Source organism: Pseudoalteromonas sp. SWN29 (assembly GCF_015864465.1).
Classification (GTDB): Bacteria; Pseudomonadota; Gammaproteobacteria; order Enterobacterales; family Alteromonadaceae; genus Pseudoalteromonas.
This window is the reverse complement of sequence record NZ_JADYXE010000006.1, coordinates 1-22,985: the sequence shown is the minus strand read 5'-3', so window position 1 is coordinate 22,985 and position 22,985 is coordinate 1. Positions and strand designations below refer to the sequence as shown.

At 40.0% G+C, this 22,985-nt stretch carries 24 protein-coding genes, 1 tRNA gene and 1 pseudogene; 7 read left to right on the top strand and 19 right to left on the bottom strand.

Annotated features, from left to right (window positions below; genetic code table 11):
- Positions 1 to 270: 270 nt before the first annotated feature.
- From rpsQ to rpsJ, 11 genes are read right to left on the bottom strand one after another with little or no spacing between them, the layout of a single operon-like run.
- A complete protein-coding gene (gene rpsQ / locus I6F53_RS03410) occupies positions 271 to 528 on the bottom strand; it encodes a 30S ribosomal protein S17 (protein WP_002957888.1) in 258 nt (85 codons plus the stop codon).
- On the bottom strand, positions 528 to 719 hold the full coding sequence (gene rpmC / locus I6F53_RS03405) for a 50S ribosomal protein L29 (RefSeq protein ID WP_002957889.1): 192 nt from the start codon (positions 717 to 719) through the stop codon (positions 528 to 530). Before rpmC ends, rpsQ begins: the two co-directional genes overlap by 1 nt.
- Positions 719 to 1,132 (bottom strand): 50S ribosomal protein L16, encoded by a 414-nt coding sequence (rplP, locus tag I6F53_RS03400; protein ID WP_002957890.1) that lies wholly within the window; start codon positions 1,130 to 1,132, stop codon positions 719 to 721. The genes rpmC and rplP overlap by 1 nt, the downstream gene beginning before the upstream one ends.
- Before the next feature lie 12 nt (positions 1,133 to 1,144).
- The gene (gene rpsC / locus I6F53_RS03395; protein ID WP_002957891.1) at positions 1,145 to 1,846 is read right to left on the bottom strand and encodes a 30S ribosomal protein S3; all 702 of its coding nucleotides are present in this window, start codon (positions 1,844 to 1,846) and stop codon (positions 1,145 to 1,147) included.
- 11 nt (positions 1,847 to 1,857) lie between these two features.
- The gene (gene rplV, locus I6F53_RS03390) at positions 1,858 to 2,190 is read right to left on the bottom strand and encodes a 50S ribosomal protein L22 (protein WP_002957892.1); all 333 of its coding nucleotides are present in this window, start codon (positions 2,188 to 2,190) and stop codon (positions 1,858 to 1,860) included.
- A gap of 13 nt (positions 2,191 to 2,203) precedes the next feature.
- Entirely contained in the window at positions 2,204 to 2,482 is a 279-nt protein-coding gene (gene rpsS / locus I6F53_RS03385; RefSeq protein WP_004588689.1) for a 30S ribosomal protein S19, read from the bottom strand.
- Positions 2,483 to 2,497: 15 nt separating this feature from the next.
- Entirely contained in the window at positions 2,498 to 3,322 is an 825-nt protein-coding gene (rplB, locus tag I6F53_RS03380; RefSeq protein WP_002957895.1) for a 50S ribosomal protein L2, read from the bottom strand.
- Positions 3,323 to 3,337: 15 nt separating this feature from the next.
- Positions 3,338 to 3,640, bottom strand: a complete 303-nt coding sequence (gene rplW / locus I6F53_RS03375) for a 50S ribosomal protein L23 (RefSeq protein ID WP_002957896.1) — start codon at positions 3,638 to 3,640, stop codon at positions 3,338 to 3,340.
- On the bottom strand, positions 3,637 to 4,242 hold the full coding sequence (rplD, locus tag I6F53_RS03370; protein ID WP_002957897.1) for a 50S ribosomal protein L4: 606 nt from the start codon (positions 4,240 to 4,242) through the stop codon (positions 3,637 to 3,639). The genes rplW and rplD overlap by 4 nt, the downstream gene beginning before the upstream one ends.
- Before the next feature lie 17 nt (positions 4,243 to 4,259).
- The gene (gene rplC / locus I6F53_RS03365) at positions 4,260 to 4,895 is read right to left on the bottom strand and encodes a 50S ribosomal protein L3 (protein ID WP_002957898.1); all 636 of its coding nucleotides are present in this window, start codon (positions 4,893 to 4,895) and stop codon (positions 4,260 to 4,262) included.
- A 27-nt stretch (positions 4,896 to 4,922) separates the two neighbouring features.
- Complete coding sequence (rpsJ, locus tag I6F53_RS03360; RefSeq protein WP_002957900.1) at positions 4,923 to 5,234, bottom strand: 30S ribosomal protein S10; 312 nt, start codon at positions 5,232 to 5,234, stop codon at positions 4,923 to 4,925.
- A 581-nt stretch (positions 5,235 to 5,815) separates the two neighbouring features.
- On the opposite strand from rpsJ, the gene plsB reads away from it, so the two are divergent.
- Positions 5,816 to 8,254, top strand: coding sequence for a glycerol-3-phosphate 1-O-acyltransferase PlsB (gene plsB, locus I6F53_RS03355; protein ID WP_197119723.1), 2,439 nt, complete (start codon positions 5,816 to 5,818; stop codon positions 8,252 to 8,254).
- A gap of 21 nt (positions 8,255 to 8,275) precedes the next feature.
- Here plsB and tesB read toward each other — a convergent pair whose 3' ends face one another.
- Positions 8,276 to 9,133, bottom strand: a complete 858-nt coding sequence (gene tesB, locus I6F53_RS03350; RefSeq protein ID WP_197181500.1) for an acyl-CoA thioesterase II — start codon at positions 9,131 to 9,133, stop codon at positions 8,276 to 8,278.
- Between the two features lie 77 nt (positions 9,134 to 9,210).
- On the opposite strand from tesB, the gene I6F53_RS03345 reads away from it, so the two are divergent.
- Complete coding sequence (locus I6F53_RS03345; RefSeq protein WP_197238484.1) at positions 9,211 to 9,669, top strand: EVE domain-containing protein; 459 nt, start codon at positions 9,211 to 9,213, stop codon at positions 9,667 to 9,669.
- Between the two features lie 74 nt (positions 9,670 to 9,743).
- Positions 9,744 to 10,778, top strand: coding sequence for a cytosolic protein (locus tag I6F53_RS03340; protein ID WP_197238483.1), 1,035 nt, complete (start codon positions 9,744 to 9,746; stop codon positions 10,776 to 10,778).
- 35 nt (positions 10,779 to 10,813) lie between these two features.
- Here I6F53_RS03340 and I6F53_RS03335 read toward each other — a convergent pair whose 3' ends face one another.
- Both I6F53_RS03335 and I6F53_RS03330 read right to left on the bottom strand, forming a co-directional pair.
- Positions 10,814 to 11,011, bottom strand: a complete 198-nt coding sequence (locus I6F53_RS03335) for a PLDc N-terminal domain-containing protein (RefSeq protein WP_197238481.1) — start codon at positions 11,009 to 11,011, stop codon at positions 10,814 to 10,816.
- Complete coding sequence (locus I6F53_RS03330; protein ID WP_197238480.1) at positions 11,011 to 12,078, bottom strand: potassium channel family protein; 1,068 nt, start codon at positions 12,076 to 12,078, stop codon at positions 11,011 to 11,013. The genes I6F53_RS03335 and I6F53_RS03330 overlap by 1 nt, the downstream gene beginning before the upstream one ends.
- Before the next feature lie 169 nt (positions 12,079 to 12,247).
- On the opposite strand from I6F53_RS03330, the pseudogene I6F53_RS03325 reads away from it, so the two are divergent.
- Positions 12,248 to 12,928: pseudogene (locus I6F53_RS03325) on the top strand (TIGR00366 family protein).
- Positions 12,929 to 12,993: 65 nt separating this feature from the next.
- On the opposite strand, the gene I6F53_RS03320 reads toward I6F53_RS03325, so the two are convergent.
- Positions 12,994 to 14,010 (bottom strand): site-2 protease family protein, encoded by a 1,017-nt coding sequence (locus tag I6F53_RS03320; protein ID WP_197238479.1) that lies wholly within the window; start codon positions 14,008 to 14,010, stop codon positions 12,994 to 12,996.
- A 172-nt stretch (positions 14,011 to 14,182) separates the two neighbouring features.
- Between I6F53_RS03320 and I6F53_RS03315 the strand changes: the two genes are divergently transcribed.
- Complete coding sequence (locus I6F53_RS03315) at positions 14,183 to 15,394, top strand: EAL domain-containing response regulator (protein ID WP_197238477.1); 1,212 nt, start codon at positions 14,183 to 14,185, stop codon at positions 15,392 to 15,394.
- A gap of 32 nt (positions 15,395 to 15,426) precedes the next feature.
- On the opposite strand, the gene I6F53_RS03310 is transcribed toward I6F53_RS03315, so the two are convergent.
- The gene (locus tag I6F53_RS03310) at positions 15,427 to 16,503 is read right to left on the bottom strand and encodes a hemolysin family protein (protein WP_197238476.1); all 1,077 of its coding nucleotides are present in this window, start codon (positions 16,501 to 16,503) and stop codon (positions 15,427 to 15,429) included.
- 84 nt (positions 16,504 to 16,587) lie between these two features.
- On the opposite strand from I6F53_RS03310, the gene I6F53_RS03305 reads away from it, so the two are divergent.
- The gene (locus I6F53_RS03305; protein ID WP_197238475.1) at positions 16,588 to 19,083 is read left to right on the top strand and encodes an alpha/beta hydrolase family protein; all 2,496 of its coding nucleotides are present in this window, start codon (positions 16,588 to 16,590) and stop codon (positions 19,081 to 19,083) included.
- A 216-nt stretch (positions 19,084 to 19,299) separates the two neighbouring features.
- Positions 19,300 to 20,004 carry a response regulator transcription factor gene (locus tag I6F53_RS03300; RefSeq protein WP_024600237.1) on the top strand — a complete coding sequence of 235 codons (705 nt, stop codon included), beginning with the start codon at positions 19,300 to 19,302 and terminating at the stop codon, positions 20,002 to 20,004.
- 16 nt (positions 20,005 to 20,020) lie between these two features.
- On the opposite strand, the gene I6F53_RS03295 is transcribed toward I6F53_RS03300, so the two are convergent.
- The 3 genes from I6F53_RS03295 to I6F53_RS03285 form a co-directional block, all read right to left on the bottom strand.
- Positions 20,021 to 21,532, bottom strand: coding sequence for a YifB family Mg chelatase-like AAA ATPase (locus I6F53_RS03295; protein WP_197238473.1), 1,512 nt, complete (start codon positions 21,530 to 21,532; stop codon positions 20,021 to 20,023).
- A 34-nt stretch (positions 21,533 to 21,566) separates the two neighbouring features.
- Positions 21,567 to 22,181: a trimeric intracellular cation channel family protein gene (locus I6F53_RS03290; protein WP_197238472.1), complete on the bottom strand. Its 615-nt coding sequence runs from the start codon at positions 22,179 to 22,181 to the stop codon at positions 21,567 to 21,569.
- Positions 22,182 to 22,908: 727 nt separating this feature from the next.
- Positions 22,909 to 22,985 (bottom strand) — tRNA-Met (locus tag I6F53_RS03285).

Here is a 22,985-nt window from a genome sequence, read left to right as displayed (position 1 = left end):
CACTAATTAGATAACTAAATGCATGCGTTAAAGTAACTGAAATATGAAGCCTTATTATCTTATTTTTCTGCTCCAGCAGCCAGCCCTACTAACAAAACATAGCTGGCACACTAAACTCCAACCACTCCCTAAATACCTTTCATATTTTCAGGTGAAAGGGCTAAATTCAAGTAAGTACGCTCAACTTTGTACACAATTTACAGTAGCTTTAAATACAAAAAGCCCCAGCTAATGCTGGGGCTTTTTTACAAAACTAACTTAATTAAAAAATTATGCTTGTTTTGGACTAGAAATAACGTCTACTAAAGTCCAAGATTTATTCTTAGAAATTGGTGCACATTCACGGATAGTAACTACGTCACCCGCTTTTGCTGTGTTATTTTCGTCATGTACGTGTAACTTAGTCGTACGTTTAATGAATTTCCCATAGATTGGGTGCTTCACGTAACGTGCGATAGCGATAGTGAAAGATTTTTCCATCTTGTCGCTGATTACACGGCCTTGAAGAGTACGAATTTTATCGCTCATTATTGACCTGCCTTCTGGTTAATAACTGTTTTTACACGCGCGATATCGCGGCGTACTGTTCTTAGCGTGTGTGTCTGAGCTAACTGACCAGTGCTAGCTTGCATGCGCATATTAAATTGCTCACGAAGTAGTCCTAGAAGTTCAGCATTAAGCTCTTCTACGCTTTTGTCTTTTAGTTCGCTAGCTTTCATCACATTACCGTCCGAGTTACGAAAGTTGTTTTGAATGGCAATTTACGAGCAGCAAGGTCGAATGCTTCACGAGCAAGCTCTTCTGAAACACCTTCCATTTCGTAAAGTACTTTACCAGGCTGAATTTCAGCAACCCAATATTCAACAGAACCTTTACCTTTACCCATACGAACTTCAAGAGGTTTTTCTGTAATCGGTTTGTCAGGGAAGACACGAATCCAGATTTTACCTTGACGTTTCACGTGACGCGTCATAGCACGACGAGCTGCTTCGATTTGACGAGCAGTCATACGGCCACGGCCAGTTGCTTTCAATCCGAAAGTACCGAAGCTTACTTTGTTACCGTTTTGCGCTAAACCGCGGTTGCGGCCTTTGTGCATTTTACGGAATTTTGTACGTTTTGGCTGTAACATTAGTCGCTACCTCTACTTAGCACTTTTCTTGGCTTTCTTTGGTGCGCGTTTAGCTGGCTTCTCTTGCTCTTGTACTAGTGGTAAACCACCAATAACTTCGCCTTTGAAGATCCAAACTTTAACACCAATGATACCATAAGTGGTTAAGGCTTCAGAAGTTGCGTAATCGATATCAGCACGAAGAGTATGTAGAGGTACACGACCTTCACGATACCATTCTGAACGTGCGATTTCAGCGCCGCCAAGACGACCGCTAACTTCAACTTTAATCCCTTTAGAACCGATGCGCATTGCATTTTGTACCGAACGCTTCATAGCGCGACGGAACATAACACGACGTTCTAGTTGAGAGGCAATGCCGTCTGCTACTAGTTGTGCATCTAGTTCTGGTTTACGTACTTCAGAGATATTAATCTGAGCAGGTACACCAGCGATTTTAGTTACCGCTTGACGTAATTTTTCTACGTCTTCGCCTTTTTTACCGATAACAACACCCGGACGAGCCGTGTGGATTGTTACTCGGATTGATTTTGCTGGACGCTCAATAACGATTTTAGACACAGAAGCCGTTTTCAATTCCTTTGTAAGGAATGTACGAACTTTGTGATCGCCAAAAAGCTGTGCAGAGAAATCTTTTGAACTCGCGTACCAGGTAGAAACCCAAGGTTTAGATATACCTAGGCGAATACCAGTAGGATGAACTTTTTGTCCCATTACTTATACTCCTAGCTATCTGAAACCATAACAGTGATATGGCTTGTACGCTTAAGGATGCGGTCTGCGCGTCCTTTAGCACGAGGCATAATACGTTTCATTGTAGGACCATCGTCCACAAAGATCGTTGTTATACGAAGCTCATCAATGTCAGCACCTTCGTTATGCTCTGCGTTAGCAATAGCAGACTCAAGTACTTTCTTAACTAATACAGCGGCTTTCTTAGGGCTGTACGCCAGGATTTCTAGTGCGCGATCTACAGGTAACCCGCGGATCTGATCTGCAACTAGACGTGCTTTTTGCGCCGAACCAGAGGCGAATTTATGTTTAGCTAATGCTTGCATTTATCTTCCCCTCTTATCGTTTCTTCGCTTTCTTATCCGCAGCATGGCCACGGTAAGTGCGAGTTGGTGCAAATTCACCTAGTTTGTGACCGATCATTTCGTCAGAAACGAAAACTGGTACGTGCTGGCGACCATTATGGACAGCAATGGTCAATCCGATCATGTTAGGTATGATCATTGAACGACGGCTCCAAGTTTTAATTGGCTTTTTCTCACCGCTTTCCAAAGCTTTCTCTACCTTCTTCAGCAAGTGTAGGTCTATAAAAGGACCCTTCTTGAGAGAGCGTGGCATGGCTATTCCTCAATATTACTTAGTACGACGACGTACTATAAATTTATCCGTACGCTTGTTCTTACGCGTCTTCGCACCTTTAGTCGGTTTACCCCATGGAGACACAGGATGACGACCACCAGATGTACGACCTTCACCACCACCGTGTGGGTGATCTACCGGGTTCATGGCAACACCACGAACTGTCGGACGAATACCACGCCAGCGATTTGCACCTGCTTTACCAAGTGAACGAAGCATATGCTCAGCATTGCCTACTTCACCTAGAGTCGCACGACAATCAGATTCAACTTTACGAACTTCGCCTGAACGAAGACGTAATGTTACATATTGACCATCACGAGCAAGGATTTGAACGTATGCACCAGCAGAACGTGCTATTTGAGCACCTTTACCTGGTTTTAATTCTACGTTGTGAACAGTCGAACCTACAGGCATATTACGCATTGGTAATGCATTACCAGGTTTGATTGGTGCATCAACACCAGACTGGATTGCATCGCCAGCTTTTAAGCCTTTAGGTGCGATAATGTAACGACGCTCACCGTCTGCATATAATACAAGAGCGATGTTTGCGCTACGATTTGGATCGTATTCTAAACGTTCAACAGTAGCTGGAATGCCATCTTTAGTACGTTTAAAATCGATTAAACGGTAGTGTTGTTTATGACCACCACCGATATGACGAACCGTAATACGACCATTGTTATTACGACCACCTGATTTAGAGTTTTTCTCTAAAAGTGGTGCGTATGGCTTACCCTTATGTAGATCAGAGTTAACCACTTTAACTAGGTGACGACGGCCCGCAGAAGTAGGCTTACACTTTTGAAGTGCCATAATTCTATCCCCTTATTACTCGGCGCCGCCGACAAAGTCTAGCTCGCTGCCTTCTTTAAGAGTAACGTAAGCTTTCTTCCAGTCGCTACGACGACCGAAACGTGCGCCAGTACGTTTTGTTTTACCCTTAACGTTAAGTGTGCGAACACCAGTTACTTCTACTTCAAAAAGCTTCTCAACTGCTACTTTAATTTCAGCTTTAGTTGCGTCATTTACTACTTTGAAAACAATAGTATTGTTTTCTTCAGCAGCAATTGTGCTTTTTTCAGAGATATGTGGAGCAAGGATCACTTTTAAAAGACGTTCTTCGCGAATCATGCTAGCGCCTCCTCAAGTTGCTTAACAGCAGCGGCTGTAATAAGTACCTTATCGAAAGCAATTAAGCTTACAGGATCGATACCAGCTACATCACGCGTGTCAACCTTATAAAGGTTACGTGCCGATAAGAAAAGATTTTCATCTACTTCTTCAGTCACGATAAGAACATCTTTAAGCTCAAGTTCTTTAAGCTTAGCAACTAGTTCTTTAGTTTTTGGTGCTGCTAGAGCAAAACTTTCAACAACGATTAAACGCTCTTGACGAACTAATTCAGATAAGATGCTTTTAATCGCACCACGGTACATTTTACGGTTTACTTTTTGGCTGTGGTCTTGTGGTTTAGCTGCAAAGCTAACGCCACCTGAACGCCAAATTGGGCTACGGATTGTACCGGCACGTGCACGGCCAGTACCTTTTTGAGCCCATGGTTTTTTACCACCACCGCTTACTTCAGAACGTGTCTTCTGAGCACGAGTACCTTGACGAGCGCCTGCTGCGTATGCAACAACTACTTGATGTACTAATGCTTCGTTAAACTCACGTCCAAAAGTAGCTTCAGAAACTTCAAGACCGCCAGAAGCGTCTTTAATTGCTAATTCCATCACTAAATCTCCAGGACTTATGCTTTAACAGCTGGTTTAACGATAACGTCACCGCCAATAGCTCCAGGTACTGCACCCTTAACTAAAAGCAAATTACGCTCAGCGTCAACGCGAACTAGTTCTAAGTTTTGAGTCGTTACACGCTCAGCACCCATATGACCGGCCATTTTCTTACCTTTAAACACCTTACCAGGTGATTGGTTTTGACCGATTGAACCAGGAGCACGGTGAGATAGAGAGTTACCATGTGTAGCGTCTTGCATGCTGAAATTCCAGCGCTTAACACCACCTTGGAAACCTTTACCTTTAGAAGTACCGGTTACGTCAACCTTGTTGATTTCGTTGAATAATTCAACAGTAAGCTCAGCGCCTACTTCAAAATCGCCTTCACCACCGTTAAGGCGGAATTCCCACAGACCGCGACCCGCTTCAACACCAGCTTTAGCGAAATGACCCGCTTTAGCTTTGTTTACACGACTTGCTTTTTTAGTGCCTGCGGTTACTTGAAGCGCGTTATAACCGTCTGTTGCGTCAGATTTGATCTGAGCAATGCGGTTAGGTGTCGCTTCAATAACTGTCACAGGGATAGATACACCATCTTCAGTGAAGATTCGTGTCATACCCACTTTACGACCGACTAGACCTAATGCCATTTTCCTAAAACCTCTCTAATCTTTCGATTAACCCAGGCTGATTTGAACATCAACACCAGCAGCAAGATCTAAACGCATAAGCGCGTCTACAGTCTTGTCAGTTGGTTCTACGATGTCAATCAGACGTTTATGGGTGCGGATCTCGTACTGATCACGCGCATCTTTATTAACGTGCGGTGAAGTTAGTACAGTAAAACGTTCAAAGCGTGTAGGTAGTGGAATTGGTCCACGTACTTGTGCGCCAGTGCGTTTCGCAGTTTCCACGATTTCTGCCGTTGATTGGTCAATCAAACGGTGGTCAAAAGCTTTTAGGCGAATACGAATGCGTTGATTTGACATTCTTAACCTCAATATAAAGAGCATATAAAAGAGCATAAAAAAACGACCGAAACAATCTTAAAACTTAAGATGCCGGCTGTTTGATTATATCTACGTTGAGTTCCAAATCGGAACTCCTGTTTATTAGCTTGAAATCCAAGCTTAATTTATCCTTTCTAATTCCCAGAGGAATTTTGAAAGCCTGCGTATTATAGAGGTATTGGTGATAAATGCAACAACTATTTAGAAACAATACAATGGCTGTAAATTTGATTAAATAAGCGTCCATAAATGCTTACTCGCTATACTTGAACTAATAGCCCTACTTGCTAGTCAATAAACAAGTTAACACCTTAATTACGCAAACTAAGTGATTTTTAGATATTATGGTATCCTACTGCGCTAATTTTGCCTTTAATATCAATTCGCTTAATAAAGTGAGCTATTTTGAGGCTGGAAAAACGTGTTGATAGCTAGGCAAAAAATTCGCTATTTAGTTGTTCTAAATGAGAATTTTTTAACGCAGGTAGCGACACGTTTAGCCCCGCAAAATGATTAAGTATTATTGCGGATTGGTATAATACTCTCAATATGGTGAGTCGATGCGTATTTTTAATTATTGTTTAAATGTTATGTCTGCTGGATTTAGCCGCTTATTTGTGAAAAGCAAAGTGCTGCCAGAAAATCCTATTAAACAGTATGATCTAAACCCTGAGTATCCTACATTTTATATAGTGCGCCTAAATTCGCGATTTGATTTAGCCGCCCTTGCACATGCTTGTAAAAAAAATGGCCTACCTAGTCCAACCGAAGAGCAAGTATTAGGCAACCAAAATTTAGACCGCTTTATTGGCATTAAAAACCCGCCGCCACTGTTTGGTGATGAAGCTAAGCCAACCAATGCTTTAGCTCAAGGTAAGCAAATTATTGAGTACCTCATACAAAGCGGACAGCAAAATGTACAAGTTGTTCCGGTAACTATTTTATGGGGACGCGACCCAGGCAAAGAAAAGCCAGGATTACGCACTTTAATTACGCATTCCCTAACTCCTAGCTGGTTTAGAAAGATTTTTGTCGTGTTGTTTTCAGGTCGCGATAACTTTATTCGCTTTAGTCAGCCTCTCGACTTATCGCTGTTAGTGAATGAGAAAGCAGACGTAAGTGAATTACCACATAAGTTGTTACGTGTTGCACGTGTACATTTTAAGCGTCAAAAACTTGCAGCTACGGGCCCTAAAATGCCCTCTCGCGAGCAATTATTTAATTCATTATTAGCATCACCTACAATAAAAAAAGCAATTCAAGATGAAGCTAAAGCTAAAAATATCAGTCAAACCGAAGCGCGCCAAAATGCACTTAAGCTACTTGATGAAATAGCGGCTAATTACTCTGAGGCGATGATACGTGTAGCTGAAAGGTTTTTAACCTGGTTGTGGAATAAGCTTTATAACGGTATAGACATTAAACATGCTGAACAAATTCATGAGCTAACCGATAAAGGCCATGAAATTATTTATATGCCTTGTCATCGTAGCCACATGGACTACTTACTGCTTACCTACTCTATTTATCATTTAGGTTTAGTGCCACCGCATATTGCTGCGGGTGTAAATCTTAACTTTTTCCCTGCTGGCGGTATATTTAGACGCTCAGGCGCATTTTTTATTCGTCGCTCGTTTGCCGGCAATAAGCTTTACTCAGCCATATTTAAAGAGTATTTAAGCCAGCTATTTATTAAAGGCTACTCTGTTAAATTTTATACGGAAGGTGGACGAAGCCGTACTGGGCGTTTGCTACCGCCTAAAACCGGCATGCTCTCAATGACCTTACAAGCCATGCTGCGCGGAATAGACAGACCTATATCTATTGTTCCTGTGTATATTGGCTATGAGCATGTAATGGAAATTAATACTTATCTTAAAGAACTAGATGGTAAAGATAAAAAAGGCGAATCTATTTTTGGAATTTTTAAGGCAATCAAAAACCTTAAAAACTACGGCCGTGGTAATTTAAACTTTGGTGACCCAATCTCTATAAACCAATATTTAAACGATAACCAACCAGATTGGCGAGACTCAATACACCCAACTGATGTACAAAAGCCACAATGGTTAGCACCACAAGTAACTAAACTTGCCGACCAAGTGATGGTTAAAATTAATAATGCGGCAGCGCTTAATGCGGTTAACTTACTAGCGATGATATTGCTGGTTAACGATAAACAAGCATTGAGCAAACCAAAGCTATTAGCACAACTTGATTTTTACCTGCGTTTACAACGCGACGCTAGCTACAGCGATAAAGTAACAGCCCCAGACGAAACGCCAGAGCAATTACTAACGCATGCATTAAAGCTTAATAAGTTTGAGGTAATAAGTGATGAGTTTGGCGAAATCATTACGATTAGCGATAAAGAAAAAGTATTGTTTAATTACTACCGAAACAATATTTTGCACTTGTTTGCAGTACCAAGCTTAATTGCGTTGCACTTATTTAAGCAACACAGCACGACCATTGAGCAATGCCAGCAACTTGTAAAAACGTTTTATCCGTTATTTGCCAAAGAGTGGTACTTGCAGCCTCTTGATGAAAACTACATAACACGTATTTTAGCGAACTTTGCAGATCAAAACTTAATTGAGTTTGATGGTGACAATATTCATATAACAAACGGTAATGACTGCTTAGCTAAGCTAGAAATGCTTGGGCGAGCACTTAGCTTTACTCTGCAACGATACGCTATTGTGATTGGTTTTATTCAAACAAGTGATGGCATTGAAAAAGCTGAGCTAGAGCGAGAAAGCCAAGTGTTAGCGCAACGTTTAGGCACACTGCATGGTATTAAAACACCCGAGTTTTTTGACAAAAAAGTACTTGTTAGTTTTATTGAAAACTTACGTGGTGAATCATTAATAACAGAAGGTGATAAAGGCTTAGTAGGTAGTACACAACTTTGTGAAACCTATGCACACCTTAAAACATTACTGCCAGCACGCGTCTGGCAGTCAATCAGCGATATAGTACAAGATCAGTGTAACTAGTACTCAATCCATAGAAGGTGGTTAGCGCTGACGCATAACCCCTTCTTGCATTGTTGAGGCAACTAAGTTGCCTTGGCGATCAAAAAACTGCCCGCGTACCAAGCCACAACCATTGCTCGCACTTGGACTATCAATTGAATACAAAATCCAATCATCCATTCTAAACGGGCGATGAAACCACATTGCGTGGTCTATGGTTGCTACTTGCATATTTGGCTGCATAAACGATACACCATGAGGCTGCAATGCAGTTGGTAAAAACTCAAAGTCAGACGCATAAGCAAGTAAATAATTATGAATGCGTTGATCGTCAGGCATCTCACCATTAGCTTTAAACCAAATATGTTTTACCGGTTCAATAACCTCTGGTTTAAACGGGTTATGAAAAGTAACCGGTCGCATTTCAATCGGCATTTCACGCGTAAACTTATTACGGATCACCTCTGGAATATGCTCAGCATTTTCTTGATAAAACTCAAGCGATGAACGCAGATCTTCAGGTGCGGGTACATCAGGCATTGTTGCTTGATGCGATAAGCCATTTTCCTCACCCTGAAATGATGCGGTCATATAAAAAATCGGTTTACCGTACTGAATCGCTTTTACTCGCCGAGTACTAAAGCTCTTCCCATCACGAATAGTTTCTACATCATAAACTATAGGTTTAGCAGGATCGCCTGGGCGTAAAAAGTAAGAATGCAATGAGTGAACTATACGCCCTTCGGGTAGCGTTTCTTTAGCGGCAGAAAGTGCCTGCCCCATAACCTGACCGCCAAATACAGCACCAAAGCCTAAGTCTTGGCTTTGCCCTCGGTACAAACCTTTCTCAATTTCTTCAAGTGATAATAGCGACAACAAATCATCTAATACTTGGCTCATTATTTCTTCCTCAATCCCCAGATAAGTTAATGATACTATAGACTACAACTATGTAAATCTTTGTTAGGAGTACTGTTATGGCTTACTGGCTTTTTAAAACTGAACCCGATGCGTTTTCATTAGATGATTTAAAAAACGCACCAAAACAAACGACTCTTTGGGAAGGCGTGCGTAATTACCAAGCGCGAAACTTCATGCGTGATGGCGTTAAGGTCGGTGATTCAGTGATGATTTACCATTCAAGCTGTAAACACGTAGGTGTAGCGGGTATTGCCGAGGTTACAAAAGAAGCCTACCCAGACCCCACTCAATTTGATTTAAGTAGCGACTATTACGATGCAAAGGCCACCAGCGACAAACCACGCTGGGTTGTTGTTGAAGTTACTTATCAAAGCCACTTAAACAAACTGGTTAGCCTTAAGGATATTAAAGCGAATAATAATATTACTGAAATCGCACTTAAAAAAGGTGGGCGATTATCAATTATGCCCGTCACTAAAAATGATTGGGATGAAATAATTAAAATGGCGCAGTAGCAACTATTTCCTTCTGTTTGACCTAATTTCACTGAGTTTGATATGATCCGCGCCGACTTATAGCTGGAGGATTAATGAAATTACTGTATTGGTTAGATGAATGGTTAACTCTCCCGCGAGATGAACAACAAACCCAACTGCCTATGTCGGGTAGTGACTTACTCGGCGATGTATTTGTTAAGTATGAATTTGTTGACGTTAATAAGCCCCTGCTTTTTACTTTTTCTCCTGCTGGTACTAATGTGCAAGAACAAGATCTCAATCCTGATTTTGCACCTTGGGGTTATCATCTAGCTCAAAAACAAAACGTAAACATCATCGCTTTTCAGCACTTGGGTAAAAGTAATTGGTTTCGTAATCGAAATTTAATATTCTTTCTCGAGCAATTATCAACATTACTTACGCCGTTTAATTGTCGGTTAGGTTACGGTCTAAGCCGTGGCGGATTTGCTGTTGGTGCTTTTGCTAAATTATTAAAGCTAAACCAAGTGCTATTCTTTCATCCGGTAAGTACTAAAAATAAAGAGTTAGTACCATGGGATGACCGCTCTAGTACCGATATAGCTCAGCAGTTTGACTGGCAACAGGATTATCACGATCTAGATTTAGGTGATGCCCAAGGCTATATTATTTACGATCCGACTAATCGCATAGACCGCATGCACGCTAAGCGCTATAAGCAATTAACTCACTTGCGTGTATTTGGTATGGGCCATGGCACACACGCCACATATTTAAATAAGTTTGGATTTTATAAGCAAGTAGCCGTTGATTTCATTCAACATCAGCAAATCGATATTGCACAGTTTCGTTTGCAAACAAAAACGTTGCGCTTAAAAGAAGACTATTATCAAAGTCTCAATACAGCTAATGCAGACTCACCCCATCGTTTAGCATTATTGAGTACAGCACATAAAATTTTAGCTGATGAAAAAGAAGTGTATGTACAAGAGCACCAAGCAAAAATTGATATTCAGCCCTTGATTGATGTGGCGCTCAAGCACCAAGATGAACACCCTAATGATGCTATTCAGCTATTAGAAGTCGCCCAGCAGCTGCTACCTGACGACCCTCTAATTGAGCATAAACTTAAACAGCTAGAAGAGTAGTACTCCAGCGAAAGCGGCTATAAAAACTAACGACTCTATTTTGCCTTTTTCTTTTTGTGCCCATGCTTGGGCACAATGGCAAAGTACATCATTAATCCTAACCACGAAAATATAATTATTCCCATTAGCCAGCCGTTCTTTTCATGGCCCTTTGTGCGCTTACTATTAAGTACAATAACGACAGGTAATATGTAAGCACTTAAAACAACAATTAAAAATACAACTTCATTCATTATTTTTCTAAACTCGACCAATCTACTTCACTGCTTAATACTCGTTCTACCGATATATAATGCAAAATATCGCCTTCACTTACTTTGTAATCTAATGGCGGATTTAAATCCATATTTTGAGCACTTAGATTATGAGCTACGCCTAACAGTATTGCATCATGCTCAAGTTTAAAGTGATGAAACAAAGTACCAAACTCCATTTCTTTACTGTCTTTTGGTATTGCTAAGCTAAATTGTGTATCACCACGCAGCGTAGAAAGTAGCTCTTCTTGCACACGGCTAGAGCCTGGATCTTGCATAGAGCGTACTAGTATTTCTGCTGATTTAGCACTGCTGCATTCTACATTTTGACAATGCTCTAGTAGCATATCTACTTTAGTTTCATCTAAAAAGTGAGCGCTTATATGGCAATCGTCTTTTACTAAGCGACTAATACGCAGTGCTGTGGTAAATGTTTGGTCATCATCTTGCCCATCAATAATCACTTTATCGGCACGGCGAATAGCGACACGCTCTAACTCTCCTAAGTTTGTAAAACTAGTTAAACGTGCAAAATCGACGCTTTCGTTAGCTAAAAAAGGATGATCCATTTGCTCTGTTACCGCGAGTAAAATACGACGTTCGGTTCGTTTCGTATCTGCCAAAATATAATCAATCATCTTTTTTGTACGAGTATCATGCCAACCAAAAATAATAATATGGTTGTTACTGTGGGCAAAGTTTTTATCACCAGTCATAGCGCGCCTAATTAAGTAAGTAACAGTTTGTCCTGCTTTTCCTAGCAAAACACCAAATAAAGCTAAACCAAAAGGAATTTGTATTAATGCAACCACCCAACGACCCAGATCAGTAGTTGGACTAAAATCACCATATCCCACTGTTGATGTTGTTACTGTGTAATAGTAAAAAAAGGTAGTAAGCGAAGTTAACGCTTCCTCGTTTGCTATAAACAATAATCCCCATGTTAATAGCATATGAGTCAAAATAGCTAATGCCACTGCTTGCCAACTCAATTGATCTATATGAGCACGAAGAAGTAACGCTAGCCTTTTAAATATCACCGGCATAATACAAAATCTTTGTTATTAAGTTATCTATAAACAGTACGTTACTGTAAGCGATGCTTTTAAGCAATGTTTAAGCTTTTAACCGCAAATATTAGACTAAATGCTGTTTGCCAATGGTGATTTTTCATGATTAATTAGCGTTAAAATAATAACCAAAACAGTTGTATTTATGCTTAATAAAATAGCCACGCCTTTTACCAAACTTGTAGAGCGCTACCTTCCCGATCCCTTTATATTTGTGATTTTACTTACAATAATTACTCTTATCAGTGCAAGCTTATTTACAACCGCAACCAGCATTGAAGTACTCCAAGCATGGGGTGGTGGGTTTTGGAACTTATTAAGCTTTGCCATGCAAATGCTACTAGTGTTAATGACAGGCTATATGTTGGCAAATACGCCATCTATAAGTAAGTTATTAGAAAAATTAGCTACATTCGCAAATACAGCACCTAAAGCAATTATATTGGTAACACTTATTTCGCTTTTAGCGAGTTGGTTAAATTGGGGATGTGGTTTAGTTATTGGTGCCCTATTTACCAAAGCAATTGCTAAACATACGCGTGTTGATTATCGATTATTAGTAGCCAGCGCTTACTCAGGTTTTGTTGTATGGCATGGCGGATTAGCAGGTTCGATTCCTTTAACTATCGCAACCGAATAGCACTTTTCAGAGGCCAGTATTGGTATTATTAGTACAGAGCACACTTTATTTGCTGGCTTTGCAATGGCCGTTGCATGGGGTGATGCGTGGACTAATTTAATTCAACCTTTTTGGGCGCTGCCCGTATTGGCTATAACAGGCTTAAAAGCAAAATATATTATGGGGTATTTATATCGCTGGTATTGAGCTTTTATTAATTTTGAAGGAGCTGTAATAAATATTACAGCTCTCTCTTACCTGGGAGATAAAACCTAGCTCGATAAAATTGTCATCGGAAGACTTAAAATTGGATTTTCTGAATCGGCAAAGTGCATCATTACAGCTACATGCCCAGCGACTACAACGGCATACATAACCGCTGAAAAGCCTTGGCCATATTTATCTAGCGGCATTAAATGTGAGTAATGACGGCCTCGCCATTCAAATACAATTTCCAGCGCACCTACAAACAAAAAGAATACCAGCAACATTAAACCAAACGTATAGCTAAGCCATAAGCCAAATAGCACGCCTAACAAACATACGCTTAAGCCAATCCATGAACGCATTGAAAAGCTAATACTTTTTAATACATGCCCGCCATCAAGCGGTAAAATAGGTAACAAGTTAAATAAATTTAATAACGCACTAAGAACTGCAACACCTGCAAATATTTCCATTTCAGTGGCGTAATACAAAACGACACCCAACACCGAGGTTATTAAACCAAACGCGGGTCCCATTAATGATATAACGACATCTTGCCAGCGAGTCGTTATTTTATCGTCACTTACAGCTAGCCCACCTACAAATGGGATTAAGTAAATACCTTTGGTTTTTATGCCAAAGTATTTCATTGCTCGCACATGGCCGTACTCATGTACGACTAAGCAACCAATTAGCATTAGTGCAAATTCAAGACTAAATAACCACGCATAGCCTGCAACAGAAGCCCCTGCAAGCACTACTTTAATGACCTTAGCACTTTTAAAAAGCTTAAAGCCTAATGCAGCCAGACCTAAAAAGCCTTTTTTAGGTGACCCATTTGTAGGTGCTGGTAGCGCAAGCTGTGTTGCAAATTGCTCATCTACAAAAAGCGAAATACTTTGCTCTTCCACCGCTCCAGTATCAATACCAATTACTTTGTTGTCGTGAGTAAACTGATAATAGTTTTCACGAGGGTTATCAAAGGTAATGGCTTGTTGTCCATGAAACACTTGCACAATTTTTTGCCCAGACACCATAAGCGAAAATGGTTGCTCGGCTAGGGTAAGATCTATTCTTATCATAATTAAGACCGTTTAAAACAATGGCGCTAGTATACCTGCTCACTTATAAAACACGAGCAACACAATAAAAATCTATTTCAAACTTAAAAAAATATAAATTAAAAGTACTGACAAAATTGAATCCCACTACTACTTTTACAGTAATGATAAATTCGCAGTGAAAGAGATAACTGTGAAGAAAATAGTGCCTAATATTTTAGTTGTTGACGACTCAAAAGCTATTTTGATCGTTATGAAAGCTATACTTAACGAATTAGGTATGTCTGACACTATAACTACGTGCTTAAGTGCAAAAGAAGCGCTTGATAAAGTAAAAAAAGATATCAACTACTTTGATGCTATTTTTACCGATCTCAATATGCCTGAAATGGATGGCATGGAATTAATCCGCCACTTAGGAGAATTGAATTACCAAGGCGGTATTATTATTGTTTCCGAAATGGACCAAAAAGTTATTAGCTTAGCCGCCAGCCTGGCCAAGCAACACAATGCTCATCTTATAGGCAATATTACAAAACCAGTACAGCTATCTCAGGTAAGTAAATTACTCATTAAAGTAGCGCAATTAAATAGCCATACTCTATTAAAAGAGCCATCCATTTCAGAGGGTGAGCTTATTGAAGCATTAAATAATGATGAAATAACGCCTTTTTATCAACCAAAAGTAAATGCTAACAGTAATATAATTGAAAGCGTTGAAGTCTTAGCACGTATTTTATCAAGTAAAGATGGCAGTATTATTTTGCCTAATCGCTTTATTAGCGTTGCCGAGCAACATCATTTAATTAATCAAATTACATTTTCCCTTTTTGAAAAAGCCACCAGCGAATTTATAAATATAAAAGCTCAGTTGGGCCACAACTTTAAAATGGCATTTAATCTATCACCAACCCAACTTGATGACTTAAACTGCCCGAATAAATTACTACTCATTTTAGAGCTAAATCAGCTTACCCCTAGCAATATAATTATAGAAATAACAGAGCAGCATGCACTTTCTAGCCTCACGCAATTAGAAACGCTAAATAGATTAAGAATGCACGGCTTTGGTGTATCGCTAGATGACTTTGGGGTTGGTTTTACTAATATAAATCAACTTCGCAATCTTCCATTTACTAAAGTTAAAATAGACCGCTCACTTATCAGCCATATAGAAACAGATTTATTTTCTCAAGTAGTGGTAAGTTCATTATTTAATATTACAAGTAAAGACCATTTAGATTTAGTTGCAGAAGGCGTTGAACGCCCAGAAGAGCTTGCTTATTTAAGACACTACAAAAGAAACTTAGCTATACAAGGTTTCTTATTTAGCTGCCCTAAACCACAAAGCGAGTTTATATCTTGGGCCAAAGATTGGCTCAGAACTGATGGCAGCCCTGCTTAAAAGGATATTAATATTTAATCGGGGCTGGTTAACTAATTATCACCCCGAGTATGTTTATCTTCTTCACTGACTATATGCGCACTACTCGCTAAACGTTTGTGCCAACGCTGTTTAGCTACTGCACGCATATTGGTTGATTGGTCTCGCTCATCAACAATTTCTAACCCCATCAAGGCTTCAATCATATCCTCTAGTGTTACAATTCCTTGTACGTCACCGTACTCATCAACAACTAAGCATATATGCGTGCGCTTTGTTAAAAGAGTTTGCAGTAACGATGATACATTTTGAGAGTCCGGCACCGTATAAATGGGCTTGATCAATTTACTAATTTTATAATCTGTACCTAATCGATGAAACGCCAGCATAATATCGTTTTTATGCACAAAACCTATAATATCATCTGCGTCTTTATCAAAAACCAGCACACGAGAAAACGATGACGATCCATGCTCGTTTAAATACTGATTAACCGTTAAGTCTTTGTGGATTTTAAAAATAACCGTTCGGGGCGTCATTAAGTCGCATAATTTTGCATGTCTAAAATGCAAAAGATTACGAATAATATCAGACTCATCCTGATGTAATGCACCTGACTCTGTGCCTATATCTGCCATTGCTTCTATTTCTTGGCGAATATAGTAAGCCTCATCGTGCTTTGGACCCATTAAATTTGTTAGCTTTTGAGCAAACCATACAAAAGGCTTTAGCGATATAACTAAAAACCGCAAAGCATAAGTAACACTTGGGGTTAAAGCTCGCCAGTAATTAGCCCCCAAGGTTTTAGGTATAATTTCAGAAAGAATTAATACGAGAAATGTCATAATGGCTGATGCAATACCTACCGCGGCATCGGAGAATACAACAGCCGCCTGTGCTCCAACCCCTGCAGCGCCCGCAGTATGAGCAACTGTATTTAAAGTTAAAATAGCAGCTAAAGGCTGATCTATATTGTTTTTAAGTTTTTCGAGCTGTTTAGCAAGCTCAGGATGATCTTTTCTAAGTGATGCAACATAACTAGGCGAGATACTTAATAACACAGCCTCCATCACAGAACATAAAAACGAAATAACAATCGCCACTACCATATAAACTATCAGTAAAGTCACTTTCTCTCCTCTATATTGGATATGTGAGCATAGTAACAATACATGCTATATTTGGCCAAACTTCCAATAATAATAGGCATAATAATGAAATTTAGTGCACTTTGGTGTCATCAAAATAAACTATTTAAACACGCAGCGACTCTTTTGACGCTTAGCAGCTTAAGCTTTGCTGCAATAGCTGCACCATTGGATAAATCAAAAATTCAGTTTATTGGCCCGCTTGCCGAAGACATGCAGCTAAAGCCTTTTCAAACACCTCATGGCAATGCCATTATTAATAACCTATTACCACAACTACAAGCAGACTCAGATAGTTTTTCTGTATTTGGGAAAAAACAAAATTGGCAGCCATTTAATAAAATCAATGCGCTCACTCTAGGTGGGTTACAGGCACTAAAATTTAATATCGAAACAACCCGCTTCACTCAAGGTACGCTTACCTTAAAAGGGATTGAACAAGGTCAGTTATTTATTAATGGCGAACTCCAAACTGGCGACAAGAACAGCTATAAACTGGCTTTAAGTAACAGTACTCACTCTGTTTTAATAGTAGCTCAGCAAGTAGCTAATTGGCATGACGTAACGCTTGATTTTACGCCTAAAAGCGACGTTGATAAAATTACGCTTAGCGCCTCACAAACAAAACGTTTATCTGCAAAGCAATTGTTTGATGCCCCTACAATTAGCCAATTATCACTCGCACCTAATGCCAAGCAGTACGTTACTACTACTCGTACTTATAGCGATAAAACACAAAACCAAGCAAATACAGTTACTGTACTTAAAAATTCAGACAATCAAACGCTTTATCGCTTTGAAGCGGGCCAACCAAGTAACATTATTTGGAGTCCAGATAACCAATATTTAGTGTATTTATTAAATGGTGAGCTTAAACAGCTTAGCCGCAAAAACTTATCAATAAAAACATTAGCAAACGATTTAGAAAGAGCCAATAGCTTTACCTTTTATAACGACACCAGTCTTTTGTTTAGCTGGTCTAAATCACCTGAGAGCACTAACAGCTTAACCAAGCACTATAAAGGTCTACAAGATCGCTGGTCATATGCACGTACCACCAGCCAAATTTATATGCTTGATACTAAAAGTGGGTTAACAAAACCACTCAGCCAAGGTCCTCTTTCTTATAGCCTTGAAGATTCAAATAGTAACCGTGGCAAAATATTAATGAGCCGCCCAGTAATGGCAATGCAGGCATCAACCCACCCAGAAACAGAACTTGTTGAACTCGATTTAAAATCAAACAAGCTTTCATCGCTTGGTAAATTTAAAACATTTAACCAAGCTAAATACACAAATAAAGATATTTATGTAGTTGCAGGCCCTGACTTTAAAAATGGCGCAGGCAGAGTACTACCAAAAGCAATGCTTGCTAATAACTACGACGGGCAACTCTATCTACTTACTGAAGGTGGTAAAAATGTTAAAGCACTCAGTAAACAGTTCGACCCCGCTATTGGTCAACTGCAAGTTTTAGAAAACGGCGATGCGCTCATTAAAGTAACAGAGCAAGACACTCAACCACTTTACCTATTTGATTTAAGTAAACAGCGCTTTAAAAAGTTAAATACAGGATTGGATATTGTTGAACAATTTAGTTACTCACACGACCGTAATACCGAAATTTTATTAAGTGGCACTAACGCTTTAGCACCACAACAACTAAAGCGCCTTAACGTAAGTAAAAATAAAACAGATTTAATATGGGATTCAAAACCAAGTAGCTATGCAAATACACGACTCCCTACATTAGAAGAGTTTAATTTTAAAAATAAAAACGGTATTGAAATAACGGGTCGTGTGTACATTCCTAGCAACTTAGATAAAACTAAAAAGCACCCAGCGCTCGTGTATTACTACGGCGGTACTTCACCAGTTACGCGTGGTTTTACTGGTCGCTACCCATTTAATTTATGGGCAGAAAATGGCTACGTTGTTTATGTAGTACAGCCTACTGGTGCAACAGGGTTTGGACAAAAGTTTTCAGCGCAGCATGTTAATGCCTGGGGCGACTACACAGCAGATGACATAATTGAAGGCACTCAAGCTTTTTTAAATAAATACGACTATGTTGATAGTAAAAAAGTAGGGAATTTAGGGGCTTCGTACGGTGGATTTATGACTATGCTACTAGCAACTAAAACCGATATATTTAGTGCCTCAATTGCCCATGCGGGTATTTCTAACATTACCTCGTATTGGGGTGAAGGTTGGTGGGGCTATTTATATTCTGGCGAAGCATCAAAAAATAGCTTTCCGTGGAATAACCCTGAGCTGTACAGCCAGCACAGCCCTGTGTTTCATGCCGACAAAGTAACAACTCCTATGTTACTTCTTCATGGTGATAGCGATACCAATGTACCTGTTGGCGAAAGCTTAACTATGTACACCGCGCTTAAACTGCTTAATAAAGACGTGGAGTTAATCGAATACAAAGGTGCCGATCATCAAATATTTGCACGCGATAAACGATTTGACTGGTGGAATACCATGCTCGCGTATTTTGATAAAAAACTAAAAGACGAACCACAATGGTGGGACTCTATGTATAAAAATGACTAGGTCTGCTTCTTCTAAATAACAACTTAATACAGATTTATTAATTGTAGTATTAATTACTTAGCACCTTTGAATTAGTTTAAAGGTGCTAATCTCATCCTCTCATAACTTCTTGTACGCCTTTGAAATATTAAGTTAACTAAAACTAGCAAACCCCCTTCTCAGCATTTACCTAATGGTGCTACCATACAGAGCTATAAGCATTCAAAATAAAGTACTATGGCTATTAATGTTTTATTGGTTGAAGACGATGAACTACTCGTTAAACGCATCCAAAATCACTTTGCAGATACCGAATTTACAATAGAGGTAGACCCAACTGGCGCTGATGCACTTAGCATTGTTAGGCAGCGAGTAAACCTGCGCGGTGCTATATCATTAGCCATAATTGACATTGTTTTGCCAAAGCGCGACGGGCTTCAGCTCGCAAAAGAATTAAACACACTGACCGATATTGGCGTTATTGTATTATCGAGTCGTGACTCCCAAGCCGATCGTATTGCAGGCCTTGCACAAGGTGCTGATGACTATATTTGTAAGCCTGTCGATTTACTTGAGTTAGAGCTTCGCATGCGCGCGCTCTATAAGCGTGTTGCCGTTAACCTAGAAGACGACGAAAGCGAAGAGTTTATAGAATATGCTGACTTTAAGCTTCATCCCGATAACCGCACATTAATTACTGCTGCAGGCGTTGAGTCACGCTTAACTGAAGCCGAACATAAAGTGCTTATTTGCTTAATTAGTAATGCCGGTAAAGCCACATCCCGCGAAAAAATATCAGAAGAAATAGGCCAGCCCGATTGGAGCCCAAACGATCGTACTGTTGATGTGCTTATTGGTCGTTTACGTAAAAAATTAAATGACGAAAAAGATCAAAAACGCATTGTCACCGTACGCGGTAAAGGCTATATGCTCTCTATTTAACCTAAACTTGGGTTATTTAGTACTTAGTTAATTGAGCAATAAGGCGCTCAAACGCACGGTAGTTAAGTGCCTCTTTCAGCTCATTTAAACTAATATTTTCAGCGCCTTTTAAGTCACTAATAGTGCGCGCCACTTTAATCACCCTATGATAAGAGCGTGGCGATAACGACAGCTTTTCGCTCGCTCTGGCTAAAAACTGCAACTCTGCAGCCGCCAGTACACAGTGCACACTCATTTCTTTGTTATTAAGCCTCGCATTAACCTTACCTTGGCGTTTTAGCTGCAAGTAATAAGCCGCTTCAACCCTTGATCTAACCTCAGCGCTGCTCTCCTCTGGCTGAGTACTTTGTAGCTCAACACTCGTTAACCTAGGTAGTTCTATTTGCAAATCAATCCGGTCAATAAAAGGCCCAGATACTCGCGATAAATAGCGCATAACTTGATCGGGAGTTGCCCGCTTATCTGTATGACTCCCCGTTGGGCTTGGGTTTAATGCTGTAATAAGCTGAAACTGCGCCGGAAACTCCATTTGCCTTGCTGCACGTGAGATAGTAACCGTGCCGGTCTCCATTGGCTCACGTAGTGAATCAAGCACCTTACGCTCAAATTCCGGTAATTCGTCCAAAAACAAAACGCCGTTATGCGCCAATGAAATTTCACCGGGCTTCGGGTTTGAAGAGCCACCCACCAAAGCGACTGCTGAGCATGTATGATGTGGATTACGAAATGGCCGCTGTCGCCAATTAGTTAAATCTATGGATTGCCCAATAATGGAGTAAAGCGCGGCAGTCGAAATAGCTTCATCATCCGACATAGCAGGCATTATAGTTGCCATTCGCTGAGCGAGCATTGACTTACCAGTACCTGGTGGACCTAAAAATAGTAAATTATGTCCGCCAGCTGCAGCAATTTCGAGTACTCGCTTTGCACCGGGCTGACCTTTCACATCGCTTAAATCAAGTAAAAAGTCAGGGGCTTGTGTGCAGTCGGGATACTCTATATTTAATGGTAAGGGTTGTTGATTAAGTAAATCCCCCCACACTTCTTGAATAGAGCTTACGGCTTTGCGTTTAACGCCATTAACTAGGCTTGCTAGGCTGTCGTTTGCAATAGGTAAAAAGCAGCAACGATCTTGCTCTTTTGCAGCAAGTACCGAAGGTAAAATAGCGTTTACACCACGCACCTCACCATTAAGAGCAAGCTCACCATAAAACTCGTACTTATGAATATCAGGACACACTATTTGCCCAGAGGCGACTAAAATACCCACCGCAATAGCAAGATCAAACCGTCCGCCATCTTTTGGCAAATCGGCAGGGGCTAAATTTACAGTTATTCGTTGATCGGGAAAACCAAATTGTGAGTTTTCGAGTGCGCTGCGCACCCTGTCTTTTGATTCTTTAACAGACGCTTCGGGAAGGCCTACAATATGAAAAGCGGGTAAACCATTACCTAGGTGAACTTCTACAATAACTTCAGGGGCATTTATACCCACTTGAGCACGAGAAAATATGCGAGCTAACGACATTCCTTATCCTAGTAAATGGTGTGATTACACCAGTTTAGTCAGGATATTTAAAAACGTGTAATGTGATTTGCCATTTTATCGCAGCCAAGCGCAGTAATAAGGTCATTAACATACCTAATATCATTGCCATTTCTGTTGCTAACGAAAAACCAATGCCAAGCGTATAAACAGTGCCACCCGCTATACAGGTAATAGCGTAAAGTTCACCTTTTAATAGCATAGGGATTTCGCGTGCAAGTACATCTCGAATTAACCCACCAAAACAGCCAGTAATTACACCCATAATTACGGCTGTCATATCGGGCATGCCAGCAAGTAGCGCTTTTTGCGCCCCCATTACGGCAAAAAAAGCTAAACCAAACGCATCTGCTGTTTGTAAAATATAATGAGGTATCGGCTTTTGTTTATTTATAAGGCGTGTTGTAACAAATACTGAAGCTAGTATGGCAAAAAAATAACTTTGGTCGTGCAACCAAAACACAGGAACATCTAAAATCAGATCTCGTACTGTCCCACCGCCAATAGCCGTTACCGTCGCTAAAACTACGACCCCAAAGCCATCCATTTTTTTCTCGTACGCTAGTAAAGTGCCCGATACGGCAAACACTGCAATGCCTATTAAATCAAACCAGTGATAAAGTTCTGTCATGTGTATTGTTACTTAAAATCTTTTAACCGTTTTAACATAAAATACTCTTTTTAAAAAATAAGTATTTTATTAAACGTTACGGGTCTTAGAGGAAAGTCACTAAATAAAGCAGAATATAAAATATTTTACCAAACTCCAGACGCAAAAAATCACTCGATAAAGAGTGCGATTTTGTTTTAACTTTTTAGATATTTAATTTCAGTGGTTTCGGGTGCCTGAGTTTGTAAAAAGCGAACCGACGACCTTCGCTTACTTATGCAAAATGTTTTGCGCAGTAACGGTGAGTTTTATAATTATAGGAATTCATTAAACTGCAGACGCAAAAAATCACTCGATAAAGAGTGCGATTTTGTTTTAACTTTTTAGATATTTAATTTCAGTGGTTGCGGGAGCTTGGGTTTGTAAAAAGCGAACCGACGACCTTTGCTTACTTGTGCAAAGTGTTTTACGCAGTAACAGTGGGTTTAAATTTATAAGAATTTATTAAACTGCAGACGCAAAAAATCACTCGATAAAGAGTGCGATTTTGTTTTAGCTTTTTAGATATTTAATTTCAGTGGTTGCGGGAGCTTGGGTTTGTAAAAAGCGAACCGACGACCTTTGCTTACTTGTGCAAAGTGTTTTGCGCAGTAACGGTGAGTTTTATAATTATAGGAATTCATTAAACTGCAGACGCAAAAAATCACTCGATAAAGAGTGCGATTTTGTTTTAGATATTTAATTTCAGTGGTTGCGGGAGCCGGATTTGAACCGACGACCTTCGGGTTATGAGCCCGACGAGCTACCAGACTGCTCCATCCCGCG

What these genes read in the sequence shown, in the direction of transcription:
- plsB (WP_197119723.1), top strand. Translation starts at nt 5,816, where the DNA reads ATGCGTATTTTTAATTATTGTTTAAATGTTATGTCTGCTGGATTTAGC.
- I6F53_RS03290 (WP_197238472.1), bottom strand. Translation starts at nt 22,181, where the DNA reads ATGACAGAACTTTATCACTGGTTTGATTTAATAGGCATTGCAGTGTTT.
- rplV (WP_002957892.1), bottom strand. Translation starts at nt 2,190, where the DNA reads ATGCAAGCATTAGCTAAACATAAATTCGCCTCTGGTTCGGCGCAAAAA.
- I6F53_RS03295 (WP_197238473.1), bottom strand. Translation starts at nt 21,532, where the DNA reads ATGTCGTTAGCTCGCATATTTTCTCGTGCTCAAGTGGGTATAAATGCC.
- I6F53_RS03300 (WP_024600237.1), top strand. Translation starts at nt 19,300, where the DNA reads ATGGCTATTAATGTTTTATTGGTTGAAGACGATGAACTACTCGTTAAA.
- I6F53_RS03330 (WP_197238480.1), bottom strand. Translation starts at nt 12,078, where the DNA reads ATGCCGGTGATATTTAAAAGGCTAGCGTTACTTCTTCGTGCTCATATA.
- I6F53_RS03335 (WP_197238481.1), bottom strand. Translation starts at nt 11,011, where the DNA reads ATGAATGAAGTTGTATTTTTAATTGTTGTTTTAAGTGCTTACATATTA.
- rpsS (WP_004588689.1), bottom strand. Translation starts at nt 2,482, where the DNA reads ATGCCACGCTCTCTCAAGAAGGGTCCTTTTATAGACCTACACTTGCTG.
- tesB (WP_197181500.1), bottom strand. Translation starts at nt 9,133, where the DNA reads ATGAGCCAAGTATTAGATGATTTGTTGTCGCTATTATCACTTGAAGAA.
- I6F53_RS03305 (WP_197238475.1), top strand. Translation starts at nt 16,588, where the DNA reads ATGAAATTTAGTGCACTTTGGTGTCATCAAAATAAACTATTTAAACAC.
- rplD (WP_002957897.1), bottom strand. Translation starts at nt 4,242, where the DNA reads ATGGAATTAGCAATTAAAGACGCTTCTGGCGGTCTTGAAGTTTCTGAA.
- rplP (WP_002957890.1), bottom strand. Translation starts at nt 1,132, where the DNA reads ATGTTACAGCCAAAACGTACAAAATTCCGTAAAATGCACAAAGGCCGC.
- I6F53_RS03320 (WP_197238479.1), bottom strand. Translation starts at nt 14,010, where the DNA reads ATGATAAGAATAGATCTTACCCTAGCCGAGCAACCATTTTCGCTTATG.
- rplB (WP_002957895.1), bottom strand. Translation starts at nt 3,322, where the DNA reads ATGGCACTTCAAAAGTGTAAGCCTACTTCTGCGGGCCGTCGTCACCTA.
- rpsQ (WP_002957888.1), bottom strand. Translation starts at nt 528, where the DNA reads ATGAGCGATAAAATTCGTACTCTTCAAGGCCGTGTAATCAGCGACAAG.
- rpsJ (WP_002957900.1), bottom strand. Translation starts at nt 5,234, where the DNA reads ATGTCAAATCAACGCATTCGTATTCGCCTAAAAGCTTTTGACCACCGT.
- rpsC (WP_002957891.1), bottom strand. Translation starts at nt 1,846, where the DNA reads ATGGGACAAAAAGTTCATCCTACTGGTATTCGCCTAGGTATATCTAAA.
- rplC (WP_002957898.1), bottom strand. Translation starts at nt 4,895, where the DNA reads ATGGCATTAGGTCTAGTCGGTCGTAAAGTGGGTATGACACGAATCTTC.
- rpmC (WP_002957889.1), bottom strand. Translation starts at nt 719, where the DNA reads ATGAAAGCTAGCGAACTAAAAGACAAAAGCGTAGAAGAGCTTAATGCT.
- I6F53_RS03345 (WP_197238484.1), top strand. Translation starts at nt 9,211, where the DNA reads ATGGCTTACTGGCTTTTTAAAACTGAACCCGATGCGTTTTCATTAGAT.
- I6F53_RS03340 (WP_197238483.1), top strand. Translation starts at nt 9,744, where the DNA reads ATGAAATTACTGTATTGGTTAGATGAATGGTTAACTCTCCCGCGAGAT.
- rplW (WP_002957896.1), bottom strand. Translation starts at nt 3,640, where the DNA reads ATGATTCGCGAAGAACGTCTTTTAAAAGTGATCCTTGCTCCACATATC.